Origin of the sequence: uncultured Thiodictyon sp. (assembly GCF_903946935.1) — a bacterium.
Classification (GTDB): domain Bacteria; phylum Pseudomonadota; class Gammaproteobacteria; order Chromatiales; family Chromatiaceae; genus Thiodictyon.
In genome coordinates this window covers 1-26,000 of sequence record NZ_CAJAXH010000080.1, presented here as the reverse complement: position 1 = coordinate 26,000, position 26,000 = coordinate 1, and the positions used below count along the sequence as shown (strand labels likewise).

Genomic DNA, 26,000 nt, shown 5'->3' with positions numbered 1-26,000 from the left:
TCCCGCGACACCGTCGCCGCCACCATCCAGCGCCTGGCACGCAACGTCCGCCTGGTGTTCGACTACCTGGGCATGACCGAAAATTCCCGCCGTCGGCGGGGACGGCCAGCCACGGCGGGCTAGAACGGATTTGCCGTGCCCGGGCGAGCGATCAGCGTGCCGGCCGATCCGCCGCCTTGTCACAAAGCCCGGGTCGCCATGCTGGCCGGTCCGGGATACACTCGCGGGACCTTGACCTGGGTTCCTGTGGTTACCGATGCTATCGCGCACCTCTTCAACTCTACTGCTGGTGGTCCTGGCCCTGTCGCTGACCGGGTCCTGGCTGCCATCCGCGGCCACTGCCGCCCCCCCCTGTCGTCAGGATGGCGAGGCCAGTGTGTGGACCGCCCCGCTGCGGCCCAAGCCAGGCGAGCCCCTGGAGGTGCTGGCGGTGGCGACCGACGGCGCACTCGATCAGGTGCAGGTCACCGATGCCGCCGGGCAGCGTTCGACCATCCGCACCACCAGTGCCGGCGGGCCGCCCTGGGGGCTCGCGGGCAGCGTCAACTGGACCCGGGCCGGGACCTACCGGATCGAGGCATTGCGCGGCGGGCGGGTCGCCGCCTGTGCCGAGGTCCGGATCGGGGGCGGCGAGGCGCCGCGCGGCAGCGGCGAGTGGGATCTGGCGACCACGGCCTTCTTCTCGGCCTGGGTCGAGCGCCTGTTCGACGCCCCGCCCGAACAGTCACTGAGCTTCGACTCGCTCACCCCGGTGCTGCACAACCCGCAGCGCAATTTTCTGTTCAACTTCCTGGGCGCCGGGGAGGACAATCGCCTGTCCGCCGAGCCGGATTGTGCCGACCTGCCCTATTACCTGCGCGCCTATTTCGCCTGGAAACTCGGCCTGCCGATCGCCTACCGCCCGTGCAGCCGCGGCAGCCGCAGCAGTGCGCCGCGCTGCCAGGGGGCGCAGTTCGACAGTGCCTTCGTCGGCTCCCCTGCCGGGGCGAGCGCGTTCCGGGGGGTGAGCCAACGGGTCATGAATGTGATCCATTCGGGCAGCGGACGCACCGACCTGCGCGACGAGTCCACCGATATCTATCCGGTGGCCTTGCAGCGCTCGAGCCTTTGGCCCGGGACCATTTACGCCGACCCCTATGGTCATGTGATGGTGGTGGTGAAATGGATCGCCCAGCGCCCGGGCGAGCCCGGGCTGCTGCTCGCGGTCGATGCCCAGCCGGACAACTCGGTGGCCCGCAAGCGCTTCTGGGAGGGGACCTTCCTGTTCGCCGATACCCCCAGCGCCGGACCGGGGTTTAAGGCGTTTCGCCCACTCGTCCGCACCGGCGGCGGCGGGCTGCGCCTGCTGCCTAACAGCGCGCTCGGCGCCGGCACCGGCCTACCGCCCTTCTCCCTGGAGCAGGCAGGGCTTGCGCCCGCGGATTTCTACGCCCGCGTGGAACGGCAGATCAACCCGCAGGGGCTGGACCCGGAGGCGGCGCACCAAGCCACCCTGGAGGCCCTGATGGAGCAGCTCAACACCAGGGTGGACTCGGTGGCCAAGGGCGAGGCCTACATGCGCGCCCACCCGGGGACCACCATCCCCATGCCCAAGGGCCCGGCCATCTTCGAGACCACGGGTCCCTGGGAGGACTTCGCGACCCCGTCGCGCGACATGCGTTTGCTGATTGCGCTCAACGTGTTGGAGGGACTGCCGGGGCGCATCCGGCGCTATCCCGACCTGTATGTCCTGCGCGGCGAGCGCCCGGCGGAGGCCGCCGCACGCATCGAGCAGCTCCAGGCGCGCAGCCTGGACCAGCAGTTCGTCACCTATACCCGCAGCGACGGCAGCGCGCAGCGGCTCAGTCTGCGCGACATCTACGCCCGCCGACCGGGGCTGGAGGTGGCCTACAATCCCAACGATTGTATCGAGCGGCGCTGGGGGGCCTCCCCGAACACCCCCGATTACGCCAGTTGCCACCGCCAGGCGAGCGCCGAGCAGCGCGCGCGGATGGAGGAGTACCGGCCCTGGTTCCACGAGGCCCGGCGGCCGCCGCGCTAGCGCCCGGCCCGGCTGGGCCGGTTTCACCACCCAGGGCCCGATCAATCGATTTCAAAGGAGTTTTTTTGTGCCGATTCAATCCGCCGCCCCCCTCTGGCCCAGGCTTACCGCGTGTACCCTGGTCTGTCTCAGCCTGCTGGGTTGTGCCAGCACGCCCCCGCGCAAGCCGGTTCCCCCCCGCCTCACCTGGGCCGGCGTGCCCATCGGCTCGCCGCCGGAGGCCGATCCGCACCTCAAACGGGCGATGATCAACCGCGCGCTCGGCGAGTGGGAGTATTTCGGCCGTCAGACGGTGGTCTTCCACGGAGCCGACGAGAGCATCCCGCACGTCGGCTCCTGGGAGGACGACGACGCGGTCCACAGCGATCGGGTCAGTATGTACTGGCGCGCGGTCGGCAAACCTGGGCTCGACGGCATGGACTGCCGGCAGCCCTGGTCCGCCGCCTTTATCAGTTGGGTGATGGACGCGGCCGGGGTGCCGCGCGACCAGTTCCAGCGGGCCACCGCCCATTCGGTCTATCTCGCCAGCCTCATCGACCAGGCGGTGTTCCCGGGACGCATTTTTATCCCGCGGCGGGTGGCCGACTATAGCCCCGACCCGGGCGACCTGATCTGCGCGCCGCGCGGGGGGGCGCATCCCTCGGGTGCCGATGGCTACACCAGCCCCTGGATGCTCCAGGGTGTCAATACCCACTGCGACCTGGTCGTCGCCAAGTCCGGCCAGCGGCTGGAGGTGGTCGGCGGCAATGTCCGCAATTCGGTCTCCAGGACCACCCTGGAACTGGACGGTCGGGGCCACCTGCGTGCGTTGCCGCGGCGCCCCTGGTTCCTGATCATGGAGAATCGTCTGTAACCGATGAAAAAGCCGCTGATCCTGCTCTTGGTGCTGGCCCTGGGCGCAGGCGGCTGGTGGTTTTACCGGTCGTCACACCGTGGGGCGGGCTTGGAGTCGGGGCCACTCTGGCTCTATGGCAACATCGACGTGCGCCTGGTCAACCTGGCCTTCGAGGTGAGTGGGCGGATCGCCGGGTTGCCGGTGAGCGAGGGGGCGCAGGTGGCGCCGGCGCAGGCGCTGGGTCGGCTCGATGACCGGCAACTGGTACAGGCCCGTGACCTCGCCCGCGCCCAGGTGGATGCCCAGCGGGCGGAACTCGACAAGCGCATCGCGGGCACGCGGCCGGAGGAGATCGAGAAGCTGCGGGCGGACCTGGCGGCGGCGCGCGTCGAGTCGGCCAATGCCGCCCACCGCGCCGGGCGCGCCCAGGAGATGCTCAAGCGCAGGCTGGGGTCCCCCCAGGATGCCGAGGACGCGACCGCCGCCGCCAAGACCGCCGCGGCCAGGGTCGATGCCGCCCAGGCCGCCCTGGACCTGGGGCTGGCCGGGAGTCGGGCGCAGGATATCGCGGCCGCCGCGGCCCAACTCGCCGGACTCGAGGCGGCACTCGCCAGCGCGCAGCTTAACCTTGATTACGCCACACTGGTCGCCCCGGCCGCTGGTATTGTGCAAAATCGCATCCTGGAGGTCGGCGATATGGCCTCGCCGGATCGGCCGGTCTATACGATTGCGATCACCGAGCCATTGTGGGCGCGGGTCTATCTGGCCGAACCGGACCTGGGGCGGGTCCAGCCGGGCCAGCCGGCACGCGTCATGAGCGATAGCTTTCCGGGTAAGTCCTATCCGGGCTGGGTCGGCTATATCTCGCCCAGTGCCGAGTTCACCCCCAAGCAGGTCCAGACCACGGAACTGCGGGCGGACCTGGTCTATCAGGCGCGGGTCTTTGTCTGCAACCCGGCGGGCGAGTTGCGCCAGGGGATGCCGGTGACGGTGGAGATCGATCTGAACGCCGCGCCCTTGGGGCAACCGGGCTGTCCGCCAGCGGCGGTGGCGCCCCCGCAATCGAAAAAAAAGAGCAGTTAAACCGCAAATGAAACGCAATGAAACGCAAAACAAATCAGTGGGCTATCGATTTTCATCGAACAGGCTCGGCTCACCCGCCGGGCTCGCTGTCTGCTTCAGCGAGCAAGGGCTAACCTCTTGTACTTATTTGCGTTCGTTTGCGTTCATGTGCGGCTAAATCCTTTTTTGGGATGACCGAGAACAGAAATGAGGCATAACACACTTAATGGTTTAGCGCCACTTGCCCTTATGGCGGCGATACTGTCGCCCGCCCCAGTTTCTGCTGAATGCGGGCCACGCGATGAAGCGGCGCAGCAGACCTGCAAAACGGTGCATGCCAAGGCGCTGCCGGCCGAGCTGCGTAAATACCTGGCGAAGTCCGGCTGCGATGTGAAGACGGGTAGCAATTACGATGAAGGCTACGCGGTCGATCTGAATGCCGACGGCAACCTGGAATACGCGTATTGCTGCTCTTCGGCCCCGCATGGTCCCTGCGGCATGAAGGTATTCGCCAGCGTATCCGGCAAATGGACTGCGCTATCCGACGAGGTCTATTTTCCCGCGGACACCGAGACACCCTGCGACGGTTTCGTGCCCTTGGCCAGCAAGAGCGCCGGTTATAACGATGTGTGTGTCGGAGGCGGCGACACGGTCCTCAAGTTCAGTAGAGGCAGCTATGTTGAATGATGCTATCATGAAAAAATTTCTAGTTTTACTGTGCCTGCTGACGCCCTGTCTCGCGGTGATGGCGCAAGCTGAACTCACACTCGATCCGGCCCGACAAAAGACGCTCAACGTCTTCTTCAGCAATTTTTCCGAGGCCAACCTGAAGAGCTTCACGCCGCAGACCTTGAGCGATGCCACCTTGCTTGAGTTTGCGTTGGCACACAACCTGATCAATCGACGCGCATCCCTGCAAACGAGCAAAGACGGCAATTCGGTCATGATTCCCAGTACGCAGGTCGATGCCACCACCGAGAAATATTTTGGCAAGAAGGTCGCGCGGCACCGTAGTGCGACCTATACGCAGGCACTGGCCGACGGCGAGGCCTATACCTTCTCGCAGATCAGAAGCCTGACCGATCTGGGTGGACAAACCTATCTCGCCAACGGCGTAATCTATCGTGCCGATTCCGGGGGGACACCCAACCCCCATGGCACGCCCGCACAATGGAAAAAGGCCGGAGATGAGGTGGAGCAGGTCGGTAGCTTCATCGCCAGGATAAAGGCCATGGATGGACGCTATGTTCTGCTCGAGTACCAAATTATGCTGAAGTAGGGTGCGCAGAGCGTCGCGGCCGGCGCACGACATCGTTCGCTGCCACCCCGAATGGCCGCCAATGCCCGTGTGCCAGTGCGGGTAGCGCGGGCTCGGGACTATTTTGGTGTGGTGCCGGCGGCGCCCGTGATCCTCAGCGATCTTGCCGGTACCCGCGCAACGGCGATGCCGGTCGTTCGTTGGGCGTCGGCGTATGACACGGTCTCCGGTGGTTGAATTTCCAACCTCGTATCCTATACTTCCGCGTTAACGCCGCAACACCCGCCAACACGTCACTGATGATCCCCAGGGCGGCGACCCCGTTATCTCTCAACCTGGTCACTCCGGTCCGGGAGGCGTCGATGCTCAGCGTTACACTGTTCGGGTCGCTGTCTGTGGCGTTGGGCACTGGGGTTGCCGGGGCGCACGCGATCACTCTGCCGACGCGTCAGGCAGCGCTGTTGGCGTTTCTCGCGCTGGGCCGCGGCCGCTATTTCAGTCGCTGGCAGATCGTTCAGACGCTGTGGGGTGACAGCCAGGACGCGATGAGCCTCGGCCCCCTGAATACGGCCTTGTGGCGCCTGCGTAAGGCCATCGAGCAGGCCCCTGCCAAGGTCGGGGACTATCTGGTTACCAACCGACAGGGTGCTTTGGGGCTCAATGGCCCCGGCGAAGTCTGGCTCGATGTAGACGAGTTTGCGCGTCTGACCCGCGCCGGGCTGGGTAAGCCCCTGCCGCAACTCTCGCCTGCCGACATCTGCGATCTGCAAGCCGCTTTGCTCCTCTACAAGGGGGAGTTCCTGACCGGGTTCAATGATCCCTGGGCCTCGGTAGAGCGGGAACGCTATCGGCGCCTCTATCTTAATGCGCTCGGGCGTCTGACCCAGATCCACGCGGTGCGGCAGGACTACCTGGGGGCGATCGATTATTCCCAGGCTATCCTCGACCTGGACCCCCTGCGGGAGGACGTGCATCGTGACCTGATGCGCTATTACGTCATGCAAGGCCAGCGGACACTGGCCCTGCGCCAGTTTGAACTGTGCCGCGACAACCTGCGGCGCGAGTTGGCCGTTGCACCCATGCGTGAGACGCTGATTCTGTATCGGCGCATTGCGGACCACGCCGACCACGCCGGGCGCGCGGCGGGGGAAACGGTTGAGTGTGGTACCGGGCCCCGGCCGACCGCATGGCCGGCGGGCGCACTGGCACAGGCGGCGGGCATGATCGATGACGCCTCACTCCAGCGCCTTGCGCCGAGTCAGCATCTGGAGACGGCGCGCCGCCTGCTCGCGGAGGTGGACCGCCAACTGCTTGCTTATCTCAATGCCCAGCAGTCAGAGGCCGCGCCGCCCGATTGATGTCCGGGTCGATGGCTGGCGGGGCAGGCCCCGCTGGATCGCCATTGTGCCTGAATTGCACAAGTCACCACCGCACGCCTCAGGGTTACCGTGAAAGTCGCGCCGGGAGCGCGGTCCAATTCTCCCTCCCCCTCGTGGGGGAGGGCGGGAGGGGGAACGGCCATGGCCGTTACCCGGGACTCGCCAGGTGGCGTCGTTGGTCCGGCGCCGGGACTGGTCTTGTGTACCGCCAGTTTCGTGATGTAGGCGTGTCGGCGTGGTGATCGCCATGTGATGGCGCCCCGGTAGCCTCTCGTCAGGTCTACTGAAGGAGTGAGCCATGCCAGTCATTCGCGCCAACCGCGATTCCGTGGACGATCGGTTCAGTGTCCTCGGGTTCAGCATTCGCACCGAGAGCCCGCTGTTTGAGGTCGGGGTGGCCACCGATCCCGAGTTGTTCCGCCCCGACGGCCGCAACCGGCGTAATCGCCGTAATTTCTTCTCCAGCCGCGCGGGCGGTGCCCTGCGGGCCCGCCGCGGCGAGGCGGTGTACCTGTTACCGGCGGACGTGATGGCGGGGTTTGTGGGTCAGCCGCGGCTGTACTTCGGCCTGGCGACCTATGACGAGAGCAGCGGCGGTGTGCCCAACTTCGTCCAGACTCCCACCGACGGTCACATGTACGTGAACATCGCGGGCCTGACCGAACGCGGATTGCGCCGGATGGCCGCACGGCCGGTGGCCGGCAACGCTGGCGGTACGGCCGCCGCCAGCCTGGTGTGGGGCGGCGACGCGCGACCGGCGGGGGATGCCGCCCCGGGCACTCCCCAGGCTGCACCGCGCCCCGCCACGCCGACGGGGGCACCCGTCGGTCCCGTGCCCTATGACGACGGGTTCGGTCCGCTGACGCCCAGCAGCGCCGCGGCGTCGGGCAGACCCGCGCCGGGCCTGGCCGCTGCACCGACACCCGCGGCGAAGTCACTCGGCCGTTCCGCCTTCGGGCTCGCCGAGGACGCGGGGGGCGACGATGACCGCGGCATTGACGGACCCATTCCGGATGCGGCGGGGACGGACGGCACCCCGGTTGCGGCTGGCCTGGTCCTCAGCGCCCCCGAGTACCCGCAGGCGAGACGCTATGTGCCTGCGGCACCCCAGAACTATCGGGCGACCGCCGGCACGCGAACCATCGAGCGCATCGTCATCCACATCACGGACGGTGGGACCAGCATCAACGGGACCATCGCCTGGTTCCAGAACCCCCGGGCGGGGGTGAGTGCCCACTACGTCATCGGCCAGGACGGCGAGGTGGTACAGATGGTGGCTCATAACGACGTGGCCTGGCACGCCCGCTCCGCCAATTCCACCAGCATCGGCATCGAGCACGTGGCCAATACCCGCGGCCTGCGGCCGACCCCGCAACAGTATTGCGCCTCCGCCGCCCTGGTCGCCTGGCTGTGCGACCGCTACGGCATCCCCCATGACCGCACCCACATCCTGGGGCACGCCGAGGCGGACCCGCGGACCACCCACACCGGTTGCCCCAATGCGGTCTGGGACTGGGGTTACTACCTCGGTCTCGTGACCTCGCGCACCTGTTACGCGCCACCGCCACCGGCGCAGGCGCAGGGATTGGCCCTGGGCCGCCCGGCCGTGGTGCGGGCCCAAGAGATCATCACGCCCTTCTATAACCCGAGAGACCCGGCCAGCGCCCTCACCTGCCAGAACGATGCCTTCAGCCAGGCGCGCGAGGAGTGGTTCGCCGGGGTGCCCAATACACGCATCTTTCCGCACTCGGCCATCTGCTATCTAGAACGGAACGACGGTGGGGCCGGTACCGGCTTCTACATCGGTCGCAACCGCATCCTGACCGCCTGCCACGTGGTGCATGGGGCGACCAGCCTGACCATCATTCCGGGCAAGAACGACGCCAGCGAGCCCTTCGGGCGCTGCAGCGTCACCAACTGGCGGCCGAGCAACCGCTACCCCGCAGAGGGCAGCAACTATGACCTCGCGGTCATCGACAACGTCCCTATCGCGGCACCCGACGGCCGCTGGTTCGAGTTTCTGAATCAAACCCCGGGCCCCGGGATGGCGATGGTCGTGTGCGGCTATTCCGCTCAGTCCGACGCCGTGCCCGAACTGACCGATGCCATCAACGGCGACATGCAACATCTGCACGCGGGCTATGTGAAGAGCAGCGCCTTTGAGACCTTCGACTATCCGATCCTCACGCTCCATGGGGCCAGTGGCTCGCCCATTTACCACATCCGACAGGTGGACGGGGTCTTGCAGGCGCTGGTGGCGGGGGTCCATGTCAGTGGGGCGCCGGCCGCGCAGGGACTCAATCGGGGCTGTTTCATCACCCCGGCCAAGATCGACTGGATCGAGGGCCTCACCACCGCGTTGGGCCTGAGCGGGACCGGCGGTACCAGGCCGGGGCTGGGCCGCAGTCTGGCCAACGAGTCCTTCGCGCTCTACTGGAACGATGTTTCGCATGTCCACCAGACCAGCCCCATGTCCTGTTGGGCGGCCGCCGCTGCCATGGTTGCCGGCTGGGACCGTCGGCAGTCGATACCGGATACCGAGGTCGATGCCAAGGCGGCCATCTTTGAGGCCTACGCGAAGGGCCTGTACCCCCGGGACCGCCCCCAACTGGCGCTTGCCTGGGACCTGGTCCCGGAGCCGCCGGCCTGCTACCCGGTCGATGAGTTCCGCCGTCTGCTGGACACCTACGGCCCGCTGTGGATCGACACCCTGGCGAGCGCCGCCGGGGGCGGCCATGTCCGCGTACTGATCGGCATGGAGAGCGACGGTAATCCGGACGGCAGCGACACCACAGTCTTGGTTCTGGACCCGGGCACCGCGACGCCGAACCCGGTCCGCCTGTCCTTCCAGAACTTCCTCGCGCTCTACGAGGGCCGGTTGGGCAACAGCGGCGACAATTATCAGATGCAGATCCTGCACGCCGCGGATACCGGCGGTCGCCGTCCGGCAGCCATGGCCCAGGCGCTGACCGGCCAGGCGCTGGGAACGCAAACGGTGGACTTGGACTACCAGGTGCCCCTGATCCCCCAACCGGACAAGCGCCTGTGCTGGGCCGCGGCCATGGCGATGGTGGTGGCCTATCGCCGCTCCCAGGAGCGGCAGCAGTCACTCACGCTCTCGCCCGAGTCACTGGTCAACGAGATCGGCTCGAGCCTGCTCCAGTCCTATCCCGGTGCCTACAATTGGACCCTGATGCGCGGCCTGCGCGACCGCTACCGGTTCCAGGAGGTCACGGTCCCGTCCAACGCCAGCTTGTACTTCGACCCCAGCCAATGGGAGCAGTGGCTGGGTCAGTTCGGGCCGCTGTGGGTGGTCATCGTCGGTGCGCCCCACGCCGTGGTGGTGGCGGGTCTGCGCGGGGATACCTCGGACCCGGCCTCGGTGAGCGTCAAGATCCTGAACCCCTGGGACGTGCGGGTGACGTTCGACGCCGACCCGGTCATCTTCAACCCCGCCAATCAAGGCTATGAGTCCTGGCAGCCGTTCAATCGCTTCGCCTCGGACTTCGGTACCATGGCGGAACCGGATTACGGCAACTGGCGCATCCTGCACCTGCCGTCCACCGCGGCCGCCTCCCAGTCGCTCGCGGCGGGCCGCAGCGTCTGGGCCGCGCCGCCGGCGCCGGTGCGCGCCTTCGCCGCGGAGGAACTTGGCCTGCAGCAACCCGGGCGCATCCCCGGCACGACGCTACAGGTGCGGCGCGGGCAATCCGGCCGGGTGACCTGGTCGCTGGAACAGCTCCAAGGCCTGAAGTATCCGGACCCGGCCCCGGCCGTGGTCGCGCCGACCCAGGACCAGTCCTTGAGTCTCGCCGACTGGCCGTGCCTGGAGCCAGATTCGGTCCCGTTGCCGCTGACCCTGACCTGGGGCTACACCGGTGCTGCCGTGGGGGAGGTCCGCATCGAGCCCGGCAACCCGGCGCAGATCGATTACGCCTGCGAGGTGAACGCCACCGTTGAGGACGACGATCCCGCCCCGGTGCCCGGTCCCGCGCTGGCCGCGCTGAAGGTCCGCATCAGCTACCGCTTCATCGGTACTTCGCAGGGCAATCGGACCGCGGTCAGGGACTTCCGGATCTACGCCAACGGTCGCCACGACGGCGACAGTCGGTGGGACTGAGGCGAGACGTCAACGACCGGTGTCATCATGACCCCACCACGCGGCCCGCTCAGCAACGCGATCTTCCCGGTCCAGGCCTTGGACGCGGTCAGTTCCTTGCGCCAGGGGCTCACGGGGTCCTCGGCGAACCCGACCTCTGGCCAGCCCGTTGCCAACCAACCCGACGCCACCCAGTCCGGCACGGCGTCGGCGAGCCCCGCGGCGGCCAAGCCCCCGGCCACCGAGACCATCGCCCGGCGCCTGGGCGCCACCATTGACGAGGTGGACTTTCCCGGGTTCGTGGCCGGCCTGGTGCATGGGACCTTCGACGCCATCGTCGATGCCTCGATCCGCCAGATGGAGAGCTTCGGCAGCCTGGTCTCGGCGGTGGCCAAGACGGTCAACCAGTTCACCGAGGAGAACGTCACCCCCAACCAGGCACGCGATTGGCTGGCCCAGCGCTACCCGGCGGAGGTGCGCCTGATCCTGCCCGGGGCCGAGGGCGGACAGCCGCACCTGGAGGCGCGCACCGCGGGCCAGAGCCCCGCCTGGCTCGCCGATTTCAAGCTGGAGGGGACCGAACTGACCGCCGAACTCCTGGAGGAGACCCTGCTGCCCCAGGTGCGCGGGCGTATCGGTGCCGACCGCCAGCAACTGCTGGCCACCATGGTGATGCTCGGCATGAACCGGGTGGCGGTGCGTGACGGCACCATCTCCGCCAAGGTCCAGTTCCGTGCCGCCGCCCAGGATGTTAGTCAGGTGGGTTTTGCCACCGGCAGCGATCCCCAGTCAGCCGCCAATTGGGGCGAGCGCGGCCGACTTGGCGGGGGGGGTGCGACCACCATGGTCTCCACCCTGGCGGTCAATGCCCAGAGTGAATCCAACATCCGCGCCGACCTCTTCGGTGAGGTCAAGCTCAACTTCGTGAGTGAGACCCTGCCGCTGGAGAAACTGGCGGATGCCGCCCGCATCGCCTTGGTGCAGCGCAACTCCCCGGTGGCACGCAGCGCCCAGGGTGCGGTGGGGGCCCCCGCGCCCACCCCGGTGTCAGACCGGGCCACGCCGGGCGCCGGCGGCCCGCCCACGGGAGGTCGTTGATGCTGCGCGAACTCAGTGAGGTCCTGCTGGACCTGCATGGCGCCATTGAGCCCTTCGCCGCTCAGGCCAGGGCCGCCGGGCTACCCATCACCCTGAGCGGACTCGAACTCACCCTGCCGCTGGACATGCAGCCGGTGTTTCGCGACGGCCGCTGCGTCCTGCTCGCGGATGTAGCCCGCAGCCGCCACCCGCACGACTGGACCGCCCAGCCCGCCGCGCTGCAACTGGCCTGGGTCCAGGTACCGACAGCGCCACCACCGGAGTCCGCCCCATGAGCGCATCCCTTCCGCCCCTGGTCCAGGACAGCGGTGTGCCCTTCGACCTGTTCATCCAGGCCCTGACCGAGCAACTCGACAAGGCCCAGGCGGCCATGGCCGTGAAGGCCCGGGTGGCCAAGTTGCCGCTGACCTTCGCGGTCAAGGACGTATCGCTGGATCTGCGGGCCTTCGTCTCGATGGTCGACGACGAGATCTACATCCGCCCGGCGCGCCCTGGGGACGGCGAGGCGAGCAGCATCCGGCTCGCCCTGACCACCATCACCAAGCCGATGATCGAGGAGAACGCGGTGGACTTCGCACCGGAAGACCCCCGCTTCAACCTGCGTGACGCCCTGGGCGACAGCATGTCCGAGGACGATCAGCGCCGGCTGGAGCGCATTGGGGTGCGCACCGTGACCCAACTCAACGAGCTCAAGCGAACCGCGGGCGCGGACGTGATTGCGCGGCTGTCCCGGCTGCCGGTGAATCGACTGCAACAGGCCTTGGTGCGGGCGGCGGCCCCGCGGGTGACGACGGTCCAGCCGCTGCCGGCCGAGCCCATCGGGTCGTTGGCGCCAGCGCCGCGTCCGGCGGTCGGCGGCGCGGTGTCGGCACCGCTGCCCACCCCCGGTCCGGCGACCATCGCCCCGGCGGCCGCCCGCCTGAAACTTCGCGGCATCAATCTGATGCAGGCTGGTCGCGCACCGGTGATCCGCTCGGCGGGCATGGATGTCCCGATCGTGCTGGCCTTGGAGCACGAGCTGGTGATCGAGCCCGCGGCGTCGCAACTCGGGCAGGAGGCGCAGATCGATTTCGGTGACGGTCAATCCCTGACCGTGCATCTGGCACCGCACGTGCCGACCGCTGCGGCGGCCGGCGGCGACGCGGGTGCGGGGGACGGCCGATGATCGGACTGAACCGCGCCAGCGCCCAGCGGGTACGCGGCCGCCTGTTGCTCACCCTGAGCTTGGGCGAGGCCCCCGACGATCTGCCGAGCGAGGTCCAGCGGCGCCGCGGCATCGCGGCGGCGGCCGCCGGCATCGACGGCGGACCCATCGACCGGCTACTGCGGCACTTCGGCGCGGCGGCTCGGGTGACCCGGCTGCACGAGGCGCGGCGGGGGCGCTTCGACACCGCCGAGCACCTGTCCGGGGTGGCGCGGGTGCTCCGGGTGGAGGTCGCTGAAGACCAGCGCTTGCACCACTTGGTGGACGCCCTGCGCCAGCTTCCGATCGTGGAGCGGGCGAGCGCGGACTACCTGGCCGCGGCGCCCTTCGAGACCACCCACGGGGTCGCGGACGCGGACGCCGATTGGCAGCCCCGGGCACTGATCCGTTTGCCGGAGGCGCTCGGCTACGAACCCGGCGACGCCGGGGTCGCCATTGGTCTTGCGGACACCGGGGTGACCCTCGGGCAGGGTGAGATCGCCCGCCAGTTACGCGCCGGCTTCGATACCGTGGACCTGGGGGCCGATGAGGTCACCGGTTACACCCTGGTCGGCGACAACCGCGGGCGTGACGAGGACCCGGCCGACGAGGTGGGCCACGGGACCGGTTGCGCCGGGATCCTGGTGGCGAGCGGCGAGTCCCTGCCGCCCGGGGCCGGCGGCGTCTGCGCCCTGGTACCGGTGCGCGTGCTGGGGGCGGCATTGGGGGGCGGCGGGCGCCGCATCGGTATCGGCGCCATTGCCAACATCGACCAGGGCATGAAGCGCCTGATCGACTTGGGCGTGAAGGTGATCAACATGAGCTTCGGTACCCCGGCCTCGGCCCTGGGTCCCGACGACCCGCTGCCGCATGCGGAGATCGTCCGCTATGCGCTGGACCGGGGCTGCATCCTGGTGGCGGCCAGCGGCAACTCCGGTGCGACCGAGTGCTACTACCCCGCTGCCCATCCCGGGGTCATCGCGGTGGGTGCGGTCACCCAGGCCGGGCTCCCGGCGCGCTTCTCCACCCGCGGCAGCCACGTCGCCTTGTGCGCCCCGGGACAGTCCATCCGCACCTGCGATCTGCACGGGCTCACCTCGGCCTCCGGAACCAGCTTCGCCGCGCCCTTCGTGGCCGGCGTGGCGGCCTTGCTGGCGGCGCGGGCGGAGCGGCGCGCCTATCCGCTGATGCCGGAGCAGGCACGCGCCATCCTCATGGCGTCGGCGCGGCCATTCGCCGATCCGCACCAAGAGGGGTGCGGGGCCGGCATCCTGGACGCCCTGGCGGCGTTGGAGCAGTTGGACGCCGCGATCGACGCCGGGTTGGAGGAGAACGCATGAAGCCGCCCGGCGAACCGTCGAACCGGCCACCGCCGACCCGCGCGCGGGCGGGTCCGCGCGCGCCGTCAGACCCGCCGGCGCCCGTCCCGGAACCGGGGGGCAACGCCGCGCAGCTGCAACCGCGCGCCACCACCCGCGATCCCAGTGCCCAGAACCCAGGAGGCAAGACCATGATAGACTCGACCCATACACCCTTTGTTCTACTGGTCGATCTGAGCGAACGCGAGCTCGCGGCCCGCACCGCGGCGCGCGAGCGGCACCGCCGACTGGTCATCGTCGAGCAGACCAGGGAGCGCAGCGGCGGTTTGTCCGATGCCCAGCGGCAGGAACTGGCCGAGCTCGAACGGGGGTTGCTGACCGAATGGGTCATCGACCCCTTCTATCTCGCCGTGTTGGCCGCCTACCTCCAGACGACGGTGGACAAGATCGACGGTAAAACGGCGTACCGCCACGTCCACGGCTTTCTGGGCAGCCAGCGCGACGCCAACGGCGGTAGTGCGCTGACCGACAACGAGCGCGAGATCGCCGCCATCAGCGGCCTGCTCCAGCTCGACAATATCGTCGAGCCCGGAACCCGGGACTTCGTGCGCCGGGTGGTGGAGGCCCAGGGCGAATACCGGCAGGCGCGCGCACTGTTCGATAAGGTCTTCAGCGGACTCGGCGAGAAGTTCCGGGTGTTACTGGAGAGCCAGATCACCCGCGGCGTCGTGGACCAGGAGGTCACCGCCAAAGAAATCACCGCCAGCGGTATCGACGGCACCAAGACGAGTCCCCGCACCTTCGTCCTGACCGGCCTGGACCCGGTCTACGCGATCAGCGCCAAGACCGTCGCCGCGGTGGTCCGCCGCCTGGTCGCCGATGGGGTAAGTGCCAACGACCCCTGGCTCGCCAATCGCATCGACAACGCCTTCGACACCCAGACCGGGGTGGTGACCGGGGCGGCGCCCTCGTCGCTGGAGATCCGCCTGCCGGACCTGGAAGAGCCGGTGGACGTGGAGATCATCGCCGCCAACCTGCACGCCACGCAGGCCATCTACTTCTCCTACATGCTGGAGGAGATGCGGCTGTTCCAGGTGGTGGACCAGATCGTCGAGCTGTTCCGCCAGGGCATGTTGCCGCTCGGCAAGGGCAAGGCCGGGGACTATCTCTACAACTATTACAAGAAGGCCAACGAGCGCATCAATGAGACCGAACGCCGGGAGCTCTACATGCGGGCCTTTGGCTCCCCCGGCGGGGACCCGGACGCCAGTCTGCCCAACCGGGACTTCAACGACCTGTGGCTGCGCTTCGTCTCCGCGGTGTCCAGTTTCTCGCGCCAGCTCACGGTGGAGCGGCTCCTGCGCAACAGCGTCCCCATGGCGGTGACCCAGGAGCAGGTGCGTAAGTCCGGACGGGACCTGGCGGCCAACCTGTCGCTGCACGGCTACGGCATCGCCTACTTCGCCGCCACCGAGTTGCAGCAGACCATCATCGAGTTCCGCGACCTGTTGCAGAACCCGGAGATCCGCGGCGCCTTCGGTGCGCGCGACATGTGGCAGGTCATCGATCAGGTCAATGCCACCTATCTGGGCAGCAACCGCAACACCCAGCGCTACCGCACCCAGGCCCGCGCCGGGGCCGTGATCATCCGCTGGCTGGCCAACAATGGCCGCAAGCTGTCCGGCGGCTATGGCATCGATGCCATCTCGGTGGACGCGCTGACCAGCCCGCAACTGCGTTCGCTCGGTAGCGCTAACCCGACGGTGGACCCCACCGACTGGGACCTGGTCCAGGCGTGCGAGCAATGGCTGGCGGTGGGCGGGGTGCAGGACCAGAGCGTGGAGCAATACTCCCAACCGATTGAGTCACCGGTTACCACGTCCAAGCCCATCGAGATGCCCCAGTTCGCCCGCGACGCACTGCAATCGGCGGGTATCAGCCTGCCGGGCATGTAACGACGCCTGACTGCGGAGGTTTGCCATGCCCAAGTGGAGCAACAGTCCGAAGGCCCCGATGGCCCGTCACGTGATGCAGTCCATCGCCCAGGCGGCGGCGGCGCTCAAGGTGCGCAACCCGCTGCCCCTGGTGGGCGACCTGCTGGAGCGTTCCTTCGCCCTGCCCGACGACGATCCAACCTATGGTCGCAACGCACTCACCCCGGGCGCGGTGCCTTTCGAGCCGTCCTTCTGCGAACAGGAGCCGGACGTACTGCGCTTCACCATCGAGCCGATGGGGCCGCATGTGTCGCCGGTGACCCGGCGCGACGAGGCGACGCGGGAGATCCGCCGCCTGATCCGTCCGGTCTTCGGACCCGATGCGCTGCGCTGGTTCGATTCGCGCAGCGAGGAATGGCGCGGCATGGGCGGGCTCGGCTGGATGTCCTACGGGGCCTGGCTGGGCAGCGCCTTCGACGAGGACGGGCTCTACGCCGCCAAGGTCTATTACGAATTGTTGCCGAGTCAGATCGATGCACTGGCCCCTAACCTGGCCCGCCTGACCCGGCTTGCCATCGCGGTGATGCCGAGTCTGATGCCGATCTTCACCTCCATCGGCTGCCGCCGCGAGGCGGCCAGTCAACGGGTGACCTTCATGCACCGCGGGTCGCTGGTGCTGGCGCAGATTGGGCCGCTGATGAATCAATTGGGCATCGGCCACCAGTTGCCGAGCCTGATGCGGGTGATCGGTGTGGCGCTCGGGGGGCGTTTCGAGATCCCCAATGGCGGGGTGCTGATCGGGCTGCGCAATACCCCGGCCGGGGTGGAGCTCAAGCTTGAGATCCTGCTCGGTGCCATCCCGGACCTGCCGGCGGGCTTCCTCGATCTGCTGAGACTCGGCCTGGCGGAGCGGCCGCGCCAACTCAATGCACTGGCGCGCTGGCTCGACGCCTTCGGCTTGGGCGAGGGGGACGAGGCCGGACAGTTCTCGGTCCTGAGCGTGCGCGTGAACCCGGAGTCGCCGGCGCGCATCAGCCTCTATATCCGTCCCATCGAATTCGAGTTGCGCGACACCATTGCCGAGGGTCGGTCGCCGAGTCGGCCGCCACCTTGAGCCGCCCCACGTCTGCCGCCTCGCCCACACCGCCCGCGCCTGCCCCCGGGCCCAGGAGCCGATCATGTCCAGCCAGCCCCAACGCCTGCCCGCCGCCACCCCGCCGGTCAGTCGCGAGACCCACGAGAGCGCCCGCGTCGCGGTGCGCGACCTCTTGGAGCGCACCCCCTCCTTTCAGTCATTGGCCCCGGCGCATCAGCGCGAGCTGGCCCATAACCTGGTGCAAATCGGCAGCTACCTGGCGGAGCCCGACGGCATCCGCCTGCCCCGGTCGCAGCCGCCCGGGGCGCGTGCCCTGGCCGGGGACCAGCAACAGAGCGGACCGGAAGACGGCAAGTTCACCGCCCAGGGTGCCCGCGAGGGGGCGGCGGTGGCGGGGGCACTGCTCCAGGCTGTGAACTTCCCCGAGTTCGTCGCCGGGCTGATCGACGGGGTCTTCCACTCCATCGTCCAATCATCCATGCAGCAGATGGAGGCCTACTCCAAGCTGGTGTCGGACGTTGCCAAGAGCCTCAACGAGTTCCGCGATGAGAACGTGACCCAGAACCAGGGCCGCGACCAACTGGTCGAGCAGTTCCCGGACCTCTTCCAACTCAGCATCGACACCGGCGGCTGGGGCGACTTCGGCAGCAGCGGCGACAGCGGTACGGGCAGTCAGTCCCCCGCCGGGCCGCGAGTGACGCTGCGCGAGGGGGTGAACGAACCGGCGGCCATCGCCCGCTTGAACCAATCGCTGCCGCTCGCTCAACCGCTCAGCCGGCTCGACGACGATCTGGTGGAATCGGTGCTGGTCCCGGCCGCGCGCACCCAGGTCGCCTCCAGCCGGCAGCAATTGCTGGCGACCATGGTCATGCTCGGGATCAACCGCATCGTCGTCACCGACGGCAAGATCTCCGCCAAGGTGATGTACGACTTCCAGGCGCGGGACAACATGCAGTTCCGCCGCAGCGCCCAGAATTTCGACTATGACAAGCGACTGACCAGCACCACCAATGAGGGCGCGTACGAGGGCAGCAGCCAGTCATCCAGCCGCGGCTATACGCGCTCGGCGGACGGCGCCATCGATACCGGGGGGCGCGACGCGAGCTACTACTCCAAGGGCACCTACAAGAGCACCTCCCAGCCGGTGCTCAAGCTCGCCTCCGCCTCCCAGACCTCGCTGGATGCCAGCTTGACCGCCAAGGCGTCGCTCGCCGGCTCGGTGGAGGTCAACTTCAAGAGCGACTATCTGCCGCTGGAGAAGATGGCCAACCCGGAGGCGATCGCCGCCATCCAGATGAACGCCCAGCCGGGTATGGTCAAGACGGTCGCCCAGTCCCGCGGCCGCGGGGATGCCGGCACGCCGGCCCAGCCGTCGCAACCGGCCCGTTGACGGAGGAGCGCAGCGATGTCCGCGACGGCACTTGCGGCAGCCCCCGCCACGGGTGGCCACTGGCTGGACGACGAGACCCTGGCGGCGGTGCGCCCCCAGGTGCGCACCCTGCTGGAGTCCTCCCCGGGGTTCCGGCAACTGCCGGTGGACAAGCAACGGGACCTGGCCCGCACCATGGTGCGGGTGGCCGCCTATATGGCCAACCCGGACGGGCTCGCCAAGGAGGAGTTGGGACCCGCGGGCGGGGTCCTCGCGAAGGCCCAGGCGGACGCGGTGGACGCCGCCAAGCAGAAGGCCTCGGACAAGCTCGGCACCTTTGCCGGGTCCGACTTCAAGGCCGGAGCCATGCGCGAGGGCGGCGAGCAGTTCACCAAGTTCGTCGGTGCGGTGGACTTTCCACAGTTCGTCGGCGGCCTGGTCCAGAACGTGTTTCAGGCCATCGTCACCGCGTCCATCCAGCAGATGAACGCCTATGCGGACATGCTCAAATCGGTCGCCCAGACCGTGGATCAGTTCGCCCAGGACAATATCAGCCTCAACAACGCCCGCGACTGGCTGGTGGACAAGTTCCCGGGGGACCTGACCATCGACCACCAGGCGGCGGGGGAGACCGGCAGCCCGGTGCTCGCCGTCCAGTCCGAGGACGCGGATGGCTTCCTCACGCGCATGAACCAGGAACTTGCCCTGGCCCAGCCGGTCACCGACGTCTCCGACGCCGAGCAGGAGGGGCGACTGGTGCAGGCGGCGCGGTTGCAGATGGCGCGCAGCCGCCAGCAGTTGCTGGCCTCCATGGTCATGCTCGGCATCAACCGCATCGTGGTCACCGACGGGCTGATCAATGCCAAGGTGGTGTTCGACTTCCGCAGCAGCGACCAGGCCGCCCGCCAGGCCGGGGCCTCGCTCTACGATTCCCAGTCGAGCCGCAACAAGAACACCTCGTTCGCCGGTGGCGGTTGGGGCTGGGGCGGGGCCGGTTCGGTCAATACGAATGAACAGCGCCACGTCACCACCGTCTCTTCCTCGGTGGAGGAGACCTCCGAGTCCAAGGCCGAGATGAAGGCCAAGCTCACCGGGGAGGTGCGGGTCAACTTCAAGTCGGATTACTTCCCCATGGAAAAGCTCGCATCGCCCAACATGATCGCGGCCATCCAGGGCAACTCCCGGCCGGTGGACCCCAATGTACTGCCCAGCCAGCAGCGCAGCGGTACCGCCGCCGGTGGCAGCGGTGGGGGCCAGGCGGCCTGAGATCATGGGGACCGCCACCCGCGACACGCCGACCGGCCAGTCCGGCCAGCACACCGGCACCCTCCCGTGGGCGTCGGGCGAGGTGCGGGCCCAGACCCAGGTCACCGAACTGGCGGCGGCGCTGACCCTGGCCCTGGGCAGCCTGGACCGGCACGACCTGCGCCTGGCGCTCATCCTGGGCGAACTGGGCGATATCGAGCTGCCCCCCGGGCTGGACGCGGGCGAGCAGGCCGAGAGCCTGGCCGCGCTTGGCCCCTTCTATTTGGCCTACCAACTGGAGCAGGCCGGGCTGCTGCGCACCGCCGAGACCGTCGCCGGCCTCTATGCCGGCGGCGCCATCACCGCCGACCTGGGCACCGCCGGGCAGTTACTGCGCCACTTCTGGCAGGGTCGGCGCAACCGGCTAACCCTTGAGGAGCGGCAACAACTGTTCGGCCGGGTGTTCGAGTCGCCCCACTTCGAGCGGCTGTTCGCCGCCCTGGTCGGGGACATCGTGAGCCAGGCCGACAACCGGGGCGTCCCGGATTGGCGGGAGGCCGCGGCATTGGAGCAGTCGGCGCGCCGGTTGAGCGATTTTCTCGCCGAGCGCGCGGGCGGCATGACCGCCTATGCCGCCCGCGACATCGTCTCCGCCATCAACGAGTCCCTGCGCTTCCTGGGCGATCCGGCACTGCAACGGGCCTTCGGGGTGACCAACCTGTGGGCACTGGTGCGTGCCGCCGCCGCCCAGGGCGACGGTGCCACCTTCGACCTCCAGCGCCACCTGGACCTGGGCCAGAGCGGCCAGGTCATCCTGCGCTGGTTCGCCCGGGCCGCCCGCGGCGGGCCACTGCACCTGGACGGCGCGTCGGCCGACTTCCCGGCCTTGATGATGGCTGCCGAGACCTGGCGTCAGGCCCAAGGCGCCCCGGCCTGAGGTATCCCTTGACCACCCCGCTGCCCAATCCAGGGACGCGCCGCCCACCCACCCCCGACGCAGCCCCGCCGACCTGGGTGCGCGAGGCGGTACGCGACATCCTGGATCGCTCCGCCGCCTACCGGGACCTGGACTCCGAGCGGCGCCGCTCCCTGGCTCGGGCCATGGTCCAGGTCTCGGCCCTGGCCGCGCACTTGATCGGCGAGGAGCTAACGGCGGAGTCCGGCCTGAGCGGCAGCGGTAGCGGCACGACCGGGGCGCCCCGGCCGCTGGCCCGCGCCCAAGCGGCACCGGGGTTCGGCGCCGCCGCCGACCGGGTGGCATCCACGACCCGCAGCGTACTCAACGCCGTGTCCTTCCCGCGCTTCGTCACCGACCTCATCAACGGCGTCTTCCGCGCCATGCTGGACTCCACCTCCCAGCAGATGACGATGTACGTGGAGTTGTTGAATAACGTCTCCGCCTCACTGGACGGATTCGCCAACACGCAGTTCAGTCAGGATGCGGTGCGCCGCTCACTGGTCGAGCGCTTCCCGGACCGCTTCGAACTGGAAGAACCGGAGGTCGATCCGCAGGACCCCCCGCCCGCCCCGGAAGACCAGGAGCCGCTCCGCCTGCGCTTGCGCCCGAACGCATCCATGCCCAAGGCGGAGGAGGTGCGCGCCGCCCTGGGAATCGAGCCCGCGGTGGCCGTGGATGCCTCCAACCCGGAGCAGTTGGTCCCGCTGGCACGCCGACAGATGGCCCGCCAGCGCCAGCAGATGCTGGCCACCATGGTGATGTTGGGCATGCAGCGCATCGTGGTGGAGAGCGGGCGCATTCATGCATCCATGCGCTTTCATGTGGACACGCGCAGCGCCACCGACAGCGTGCAGGGCAGCAGCTTTAATATGCAGAACCGGGTGCGCGCCGGCGGCAGCTTCGGGTTCGGCCCCTGGGGGGCCAGCGCCGATATCGAGAACACCGTCGGCTATGTCTCCACCCAGCGCAGCCAGAGCAACGAGGAATTGAACACGGACCTGGAGCTGAACTCCTCGGTCGAGATCAACTTCCGCAGCGACTACCTGCCCTTGAACCGCATGGCAGCCCAGGCCAACGCGGATCGCATCCGCGCCAACACCTTGAACCCTGATGTGGAGATGGCGCGCACGGCCTCCGAGGAGCGTCGCCAGCGTGAGACCGGGCAGCGGGCGGCCGATCAGGAACAGATGCGCTCACTGGACGGCTCGCTCGACCGCCAGTCGCCCGGGCTGACCGGCACGGATACGCCGCTACCCACTCCCGGCGGGACCGGGACGAGTCCCGGCACGGCTCCTGCCACTCCGGCCAGTCCAGTCACGGCCCCCGTCACCGCGGCCAATCCAGTCGCGACTCCCGCCGCGCCAGGTAGCGCGGCGCCACATCCCTGAGCCGGGCAACAGCCACAGGGTCGACCGGCCTCCGGTCGGATCGATCGGCTGCGGGAGCGCCCCGAACCCCCCACCGGTTTCTGGCGGATCGCACGCCGGTCTGGCGTCTGGCCTCACCCTGGTGGACACTAGCCTCATGGACCACACCCCCCTCCGCGCCTTTGGCCTCCACAAGACGTTCCGCGCCGCTGAACGCCGGTTGACCGCACTGGTCGACGTGACCCTGAGCCTGAGCCCCGGGGTGGTGACCGGTCTCATCGGGCCGGACGGGGCCGGTAAGACCACCTTGATGCGCCTGGCCGCCGGGCTCCTGGCCCCGGATGCGGGCCGGATCGAGGTCCTGGGCCTGGATGCGACCGCCGATTCACTGGCGGTGCAGTCGCGCATCGGCTATATGCCCCAGCGCTTCGGCCTCTATGAGGACCTGAGCGTCCAGGAAAACCTGGACCTCTACGCCGACCTCCAAGGCGTGCCGGTCCCCGAGCGCCCGGCCCGCTATGCGCGTCTGATGGAGATGACCGGCCTGAGCCCCTTCACCCGCCGCCTGGCGGGGCAACTCTCCGGGGGTATGAAACAGAAGCTTGGGCTTGCCTGCACCCTGGTCAACCCGCCGCGGTTGCTGCTGCTCGACGAGCCCACGGTGGGGGTCGATCCGGTGTCGCGCCGGGAACTCTGGGCCATCGTCTACCGCTTGGTGGAGGAGGAGGCCATGAGCGTGCTGCTCTCCACCGCCTATCTGGACGAGGCGGAGCGCTGTGCCGAGGTGATTCTGATGCACCAGGGGCGGGTGGTGGATCAGGGGCCTCCCGCGCACTTCAGCAAGCCGCTCACCGGCCGCACGATGCGTGTGACGGGTGCGCCGTCCACCCGGCGGCAACTCCAGGCCGCGGTGGCGCTGCGGCCCGACGTGCTGGACGCGGTGCTCCAGGGCGAGTCGGTGCGGGTGGTCTTGCGCGAGGGGGCGCGGCTCGATTGTGACGCATTGGCACAGGCCGCCGATGACAGCCTGCGGTGCGAGCTGGTCCCACCGCGCTTTGAGGACGCCTTCGTCGCCCTGCTCCAGGGCGACCGGGCGGCGGCGCCGCTGCCCCAGGTGCGGGTCACCCCGGGCTTCACCGGCGATGCCATCCTGGTCAAGGACCTGTGCCGACGCTTCGGCGACTTCCGCGCGGTGCAGGACGTCAGCTTCGCCGTCCACCCCGGTGAGGTGTTCGGCCTGCTGGGGGCCAACGGGGCCGGCAAGACCACCACCTTCCGCATGCTCTGCGGCCTGCTGGCGCCGTCGAATGGGGAGGTGCGGGTGGCGGGGGTGGATCTGCGCCTGGCGGCCGCCCAGGCGCGCGGGCGCATCGGTTACATGGCCCAACGTTTCTCACTCTACGCCAACCTCTCGGCGCGACAGAATCTTGCTTTCTTCGCCCGTGCCTATGGCCTGAAGCGCCGGCACGCCGCGCAGCGCATCGATTGGGCCCTGGACGCCTTTGAACTGGAGGACCTGGCGGGGGTGGAGAGCGGTACCCTGCCGCTGGGCTACAAACAGCGCCTCGCCATGGCGGCGGCCCTGATGCACGAGCCGGACATCCTGTTCCTGGACGAGCCCACCTCCGGCGTCGACCCGCTGGCCAGGCGCGAGTTCTGGTCACGCATCAATGCCCTGGCCCAGGGCGGGGTGACGGTGCTGGTGACCACCCATTTCATGGAAGAGGCCGAGTATTGCGACCGTCTGGTCATCATGGCGGCCGGGGAGGTCCTGGCCATCGGTACGCCGACGCAGATCAAGGCCCAGGCCGCGCGCCCCGGGGCGCCGGAGCCCGATATGGAAGAGGCCTTTATCGCGCTGATTCAGGATCGAGGTTCACCATGAAGCGTTGGCTCAAACGCAGGATCGGCAAGATTCAGCGGCGTCTACATCCCGGGCGCGCACGCACGCTGGCAGAACAGTATCCGCAGTATCAGATCGGCCGTGGCACCTATGGCGATCTTGCCGTGTCATCATTTGGATCGGCGGCCACCCTGCGGATCGGTAATTTCACCTCGATCGCGGCGGGTGTTCGCGTGTTGCTGGGGGGCGAGCACCGACTGGATTGGGTCACGACCTTCCCCTTCAGCGCACTGTGGGAGTCGGCGCGAGGCCATACCGGTCATCCCCGGACCAAGGGCGATGTGGTCATCGGGGCCGATGTCTGGATCGGCGCCGAGACGCTCATCACCTCGGGCGTCACCATCGGCGATGGGGCGGTGATCGGGGCGCGCGCCGTGGTGTCGCGCGACGTCGCCCCCTATACGGTGGTGGCCGGTAACCCAGCGGTCTTCGTGAAGGTGCGTTTCCCAGAGCAGACGGTGCAACGCCTGCTCGCGCTCAAATGGTGGGACTGGACCGATGCGGAGATTGAACGGGCCCTGCCGGACCTGCTCAACACCCAAATCGAGGCATTCCTGGAGAAGGCCGAAGCTGGCGCCTATCGGACAAGATGAAGACCGGACCTGTCAACCGCCGCCTGCTGGGCCTCCTGCGCAAGGAGTCGCTGCAGATTCTGCGCGACCCATCGAGCATCGCCATCGCCTTCGTCCTGCCGGCGGTGCTGTTGCTGCTGTTCGGCTATGGGGTGTCGCTGGACTCGCAGCATGTCCCCGTCGGACTGGTCATTGAGCAGCCGGGTGCGGAGACGGCCTCCTTCCTCGGCGCCTTCCAGCAGTCGATCTATTTCGCCCCCAGGGTCTATGCCACCCGGCAGGAGGGGAGGGAGGCCCTGCGTGCCCACACCGTGAGCGGTCTGGTGGTGTTGTCCGCCGACTTTGCGCCGCGGCTCAAGGGGGATGCCAACGCGCCGATCCAGGTGATTGTCAATGGGGTGGACGCCAACTCCGCGCGTCTGCTGGAGGGTTATGTCCAAGGGACCTGGAGCGCCTGGTTAGGGCAAGAGCTGTCGTCGCAGGGCCGGCCGCTGGTCAATCCGGTCGTGGCCGAGCCCCGTATCTGGTTCAATCCCGAACTGCAAAGCCGTAACTATCTGGTGCCGGGGCTGCTGGTGGTCAATATGACCCTGGTCGGTGCGCTGCTGACGGCGCTGGTCTTTGCGCGTGAGTGGGAGCGCGGGACACTGGAGGCCCTGATGGTGACCCCGGTGACGATTCGCGAGATACTGATCGGCAAGGTACTGCCCTATTTCGTCCTGGGTATGGGGGGGATGGTGCTGTCGGTGCTGATGGCGGTGTTCCAGTTCGGGGTGCCACTGCGCGGTTCGGTCTGGGTCTTGGCGCTTTGCTCGACCCTCTTTCTGCTCACCGCCTTGGGTATGGGGCTGCTGATCTCAATCGTCACCAAGAACCAGTTCGTCGCCGGTATGGTGGCCATCCTCGCCACCTTCCTGCCGGCCTTCCTGCTGTCCGGTTTTCTGTTCGATCTTGGCAGCATGCCGGCGCCGATCCGCTTCATCACCCACGCGGTGGCCGCGCGTTACTTTGTCGCGATCGTCCAGACCCTGTTTCTCGCCGGCGATGTCTGGGCGGTGATCCTGCCCAATGCCGCGGCCCTGGCCCTAATGGCGGTCTTCTTTCTGGGCATGAGCCGGCGGCTTCTCAGCAAGCGGCTGGAGTAAGAGGCTGTCTAAGAACCATTTTGAGATAGAGGCTTACTTAACGGCTAATAAATACGGCGTTTGATTATTGCAGATCTGCCGAAGAAGCAAGCGTCCGGATGCAATATAAACCTGTGTTTCGCTTGAAGTCGGTTTGC

General features: G+C 68.2%; 20 protein-coding genes. All 20 read left to right on the top strand.

The window, feature by feature from the left end; genetic code table 11:
• The first annotated feature begins 256 nt into the window (after positions 1-256).
• The 20 genes from QZX93_RS06980 to QZX93_RS06885 all read left to right on the top strand — a co-directional run bounded on the left by QZX93_RS06980 (position 257) and on the right by QZX93_RS06885 (position 25,863).
• Positions 257-2,041 (top strand): hypothetical protein, encoded by a 1,785-nt coding sequence (locus tag QZX93_RS06980; protein WP_295386082.1) that lies wholly within the window; start codon positions 257-259, stop codon positions 2,039-2,041.
• Between the two features lie 67 nt (positions 2,042-2,108).
• The gene (locus QZX93_RS06975; RefSeq protein WP_295386080.1) at positions 2,109-2,894 is read left to right on the top strand and encodes a DUF2272 domain-containing protein; all 786 of its coding nucleotides are present in this window, start codon (positions 2,109-2,111) and stop codon (positions 2,892-2,894) included.
• Positions 2,895-2,897: 3 nt separating this feature from the next.
• Positions 2,898-3,959, top strand: coding sequence for an efflux RND transporter periplasmic adaptor subunit (locus QZX93_RS06970; RefSeq protein ID WP_295386077.1), 1,062 nt, complete (start codon positions 2,898-2,900; stop codon positions 3,957-3,959).
• A 186-nt stretch (positions 3,960-4,145) separates the two neighbouring features.
• A complete protein-coding gene (locus QZX93_RS06965; protein ID WP_295386074.1) occupies positions 4,146-4,625 on the top strand; it encodes a hypothetical protein in 480 nt (159 codons plus the stop codon).
• Between the two features lie 7 nt (positions 4,626-4,632).
• Complete coding sequence (locus QZX93_RS06960; protein WP_295386071.1) at positions 4,633-5,217, top strand: hypothetical protein; 585 nt, start codon at positions 4,633-4,635, stop codon at positions 5,215-5,217.
• Positions 5,218-5,558: 341 nt separating this feature from the next.
• Entirely contained in the window at positions 5,559-6,554 is a 996-nt protein-coding gene (locus tag QZX93_RS06955; RefSeq protein WP_295386068.1) for a BTAD domain-containing putative transcriptional regulator, read from the top strand.
• Between the two features lie 319 nt (positions 6,555-6,873).
• Positions 6,874-10,695 carry a papain-like cysteine protease family protein gene (locus tag QZX93_RS06950; protein WP_295386065.1) on the top strand — a complete coding sequence of 1,274 codons (3,822 nt, stop codon included), beginning with the start codon at positions 6,874-6,876 and terminating at the stop codon, positions 10,693-10,695.
• A gap of 27 nt (positions 10,696-10,722) precedes the next feature.
• Positions 10,723-11,772: a hypothetical protein gene (locus tag QZX93_RS06945; protein WP_295386062.1), complete on the top strand. Its 1,050-nt coding sequence runs from the start codon at positions 10,723-10,725 to the stop codon at positions 11,770-11,772.
• Positions 11,772-12,047: a hypothetical protein gene (locus QZX93_RS06940; protein ID WP_295386059.1), complete on the top strand. Its 276-nt coding sequence runs from the start codon at positions 11,772-11,774 to the stop codon at positions 12,045-12,047. The genes QZX93_RS06945 and QZX93_RS06940 overlap by 1 nt, the downstream gene beginning before the upstream one ends.
• Positions 12,044-12,937 carry a hypothetical protein gene (locus QZX93_RS06935; protein ID WP_295386056.1) on the top strand — a complete coding sequence of 298 codons (894 nt, stop codon included), beginning with the start codon at positions 12,044-12,046 and terminating at the stop codon, positions 12,935-12,937. Before QZX93_RS06940 ends, QZX93_RS06935 begins: the two co-directional genes overlap by 4 nt.
• Positions 12,934-14,295: a S8 family serine peptidase gene (locus QZX93_RS06930; protein ID WP_295386053.1), complete on the top strand. Its 1,362-nt coding sequence runs from the start codon at positions 12,934-12,936 to the stop codon at positions 14,293-14,295. Before QZX93_RS06935 ends, QZX93_RS06930 begins: the two co-directional genes overlap by 4 nt.
• Before the next feature lie 170 nt (positions 14,296-14,465).
• Entirely contained in the window at positions 14,466-16,229 is a 1,764-nt protein-coding gene (locus QZX93_RS06925) for a hypothetical protein (RefSeq protein ID WP_295386050.1), read from the top strand.
• Between the two features lie 25 nt (positions 16,230-16,254).
• Positions 16,255-17,322, top strand: a complete 1,068-nt coding sequence (locus QZX93_RS06920; RefSeq protein WP_295386048.1) for a hypothetical protein — start codon at positions 16,255-16,257, stop codon at positions 17,320-17,322.
• Between the two features lie 64 nt (positions 17,323-17,386).
• Positions 17,387-18,694, top strand: coding sequence for a hypothetical protein (locus QZX93_RS06915; RefSeq protein ID WP_295386047.1), 1,308 nt, complete (start codon positions 17,387-17,389; stop codon positions 18,692-18,694).
• Between the two features lie 15 nt (positions 18,695-18,709).
• Complete coding sequence (locus tag QZX93_RS06910) at positions 18,710-19,939, top strand: hypothetical protein (protein ID WP_295386045.1); 1,230 nt, start codon at positions 18,710-18,712, stop codon at positions 19,937-19,939.
• A gap of 4 nt (positions 19,940-19,943) precedes the next feature.
• The gene (locus QZX93_RS06905) at positions 19,944-20,855 is read left to right on the top strand and encodes a hypothetical protein (protein ID WP_295386043.1); all 912 of its coding nucleotides are present in this window, start codon (positions 19,944-19,946) and stop codon (positions 20,853-20,855) included.
• An 8-nt stretch (positions 20,856-20,863) separates the two neighbouring features.
• Positions 20,864-22,264, top strand: a complete 1,401-nt coding sequence (locus tag QZX93_RS06900; protein ID WP_295386042.1) for a hypothetical protein — start codon at positions 20,864-20,866, stop codon at positions 22,262-22,264.
• Positions 22,265-22,400: 136 nt separating this feature from the next.
• Positions 22,401-24,128, top strand: a complete 1,728-nt coding sequence (locus tag QZX93_RS06895) for an ATP-binding cassette domain-containing protein (RefSeq protein ID WP_295386040.1) — start codon at positions 22,401-22,403, stop codon at positions 24,126-24,128.
• Positions 24,125-24,739, top strand: coding sequence for a CatB-related O-acetyltransferase (locus QZX93_RS06890; protein ID WP_295386039.1), 615 nt, complete (start codon positions 24,125-24,127; stop codon positions 24,737-24,739). Before QZX93_RS06895 ends, QZX93_RS06890 begins: the two co-directional genes overlap by 4 nt.
• Entirely contained in the window at positions 24,736-25,863 is a 1,128-nt protein-coding gene (locus QZX93_RS06885) for an ABC transporter permease (protein WP_295386038.1), read from the top strand. The genes QZX93_RS06890 and QZX93_RS06885 overlap by 4 nt, the downstream gene beginning before the upstream one ends.
• The last annotated feature ends 137 nt before the right edge of the window (positions 25,864-26,000 follow it).

What these genes read in the sequence shown, in the direction of transcription:
- QZX93_RS06980 (WP_295386082.1), top strand. Translation starts at nt 257, where the DNA reads ATGCTATCGCGCACCTCTTCAACTCTACTGCTGGTGGTCCTGGCCCTG.
- QZX93_RS06970 (WP_295386077.1), top strand. Translation starts at nt 2,898, where the DNA reads ATGAAAAAGCCGCTGATCCTGCTCTTGGTGCTGGCCCTGGGCGCAGGC.
- QZX93_RS06965 (WP_295386074.1), top strand. Translation starts at nt 4,146, where the DNA reads ATGAGGCATAACACACTTAATGGTTTAGCGCCACTTGCCCTTATGGCG.
- QZX93_RS06960 (WP_295386071.1), top strand. Translation starts at nt 4,633, where the DNA reads ATGAAAAAATTTCTAGTTTTACTGTGCCTGCTGACGCCCTGTCTCGCG.
- QZX93_RS06955 (WP_295386068.1), top strand. Translation starts at nt 5,559, where the DNA reads ATGCTCAGCGTTACACTGTTCGGGTCGCTGTCTGTGGCGTTGGGCACT.
- QZX93_RS06950 (WP_295386065.1), top strand. Translation starts at nt 6,874, where the DNA reads ATGCCAGTCATTCGCGCCAACCGCGATTCCGTGGACGATCGGTTCAGT.
- QZX93_RS06945 (WP_295386062.1), top strand. Translation starts at nt 10,723, where the DNA reads ATGACCCCACCACGCGGCCCGCTCAGCAACGCGATCTTCCCGGTCCAG.
- QZX93_RS06940 (WP_295386059.1), top strand. Translation starts at nt 11,772, where the DNA reads ATGCTGCGCGAACTCAGTGAGGTCCTGCTGGACCTGCATGGCGCCATT.
- QZX93_RS06935 (WP_295386056.1), top strand. Translation starts at nt 12,044, where the DNA reads ATGAGCGCATCCCTTCCGCCCCTGGTCCAGGACAGCGGTGTGCCCTTC.
- QZX93_RS06930 (WP_295386053.1), top strand. Translation starts at nt 12,934, where the DNA reads ATGATCGGACTGAACCGCGCCAGCGCCCAGCGGGTACGCGGCCGCCTG.
- QZX93_RS06925 (WP_295386050.1), top strand. Translation starts at nt 14,466, where the DNA reads ATGATAGACTCGACCCATACACCCTTTGTTCTACTGGTCGATCTGAGC.
- QZX93_RS06920 (WP_295386048.1), top strand. Translation starts at nt 16,255, where the DNA reads ATGCCCAAGTGGAGCAACAGTCCGAAGGCCCCGATGGCCCGTCACGTG.
- QZX93_RS06915 (WP_295386047.1), top strand. Translation starts at nt 17,387, where the DNA reads ATGTCCAGCCAGCCCCAACGCCTGCCCGCCGCCACCCCGCCGGTCAGT.
- QZX93_RS06910 (WP_295386045.1), top strand. Translation starts at nt 18,710, where the DNA reads ATGTCCGCGACGGCACTTGCGGCAGCCCCCGCCACGGGTGGCCACTGG.
- QZX93_RS06905 (WP_295386043.1), top strand. Translation starts at nt 19,944, where the DNA reads ATGGGGACCGCCACCCGCGACACGCCGACCGGCCAGTCCGGCCAGCAC.
- QZX93_RS06895 (WP_295386040.1), top strand. Translation starts at nt 22,401, where the DNA reads ATGGACCACACCCCCCTCCGCGCCTTTGGCCTCCACAAGACGTTCCGC.
- QZX93_RS06890 (WP_295386039.1), top strand. Translation starts at nt 24,125, where the DNA reads ATGAAGCGTTGGCTCAAACGCAGGATCGGCAAGATTCAGCGGCGTCTA.
- QZX93_RS06885 (WP_295386038.1), top strand. Translation starts at nt 24,736, where the DNA reads ATGAAGACCGGACCTGTCAACCGCCGCCTGCTGGGCCTCCTGCGCAAG.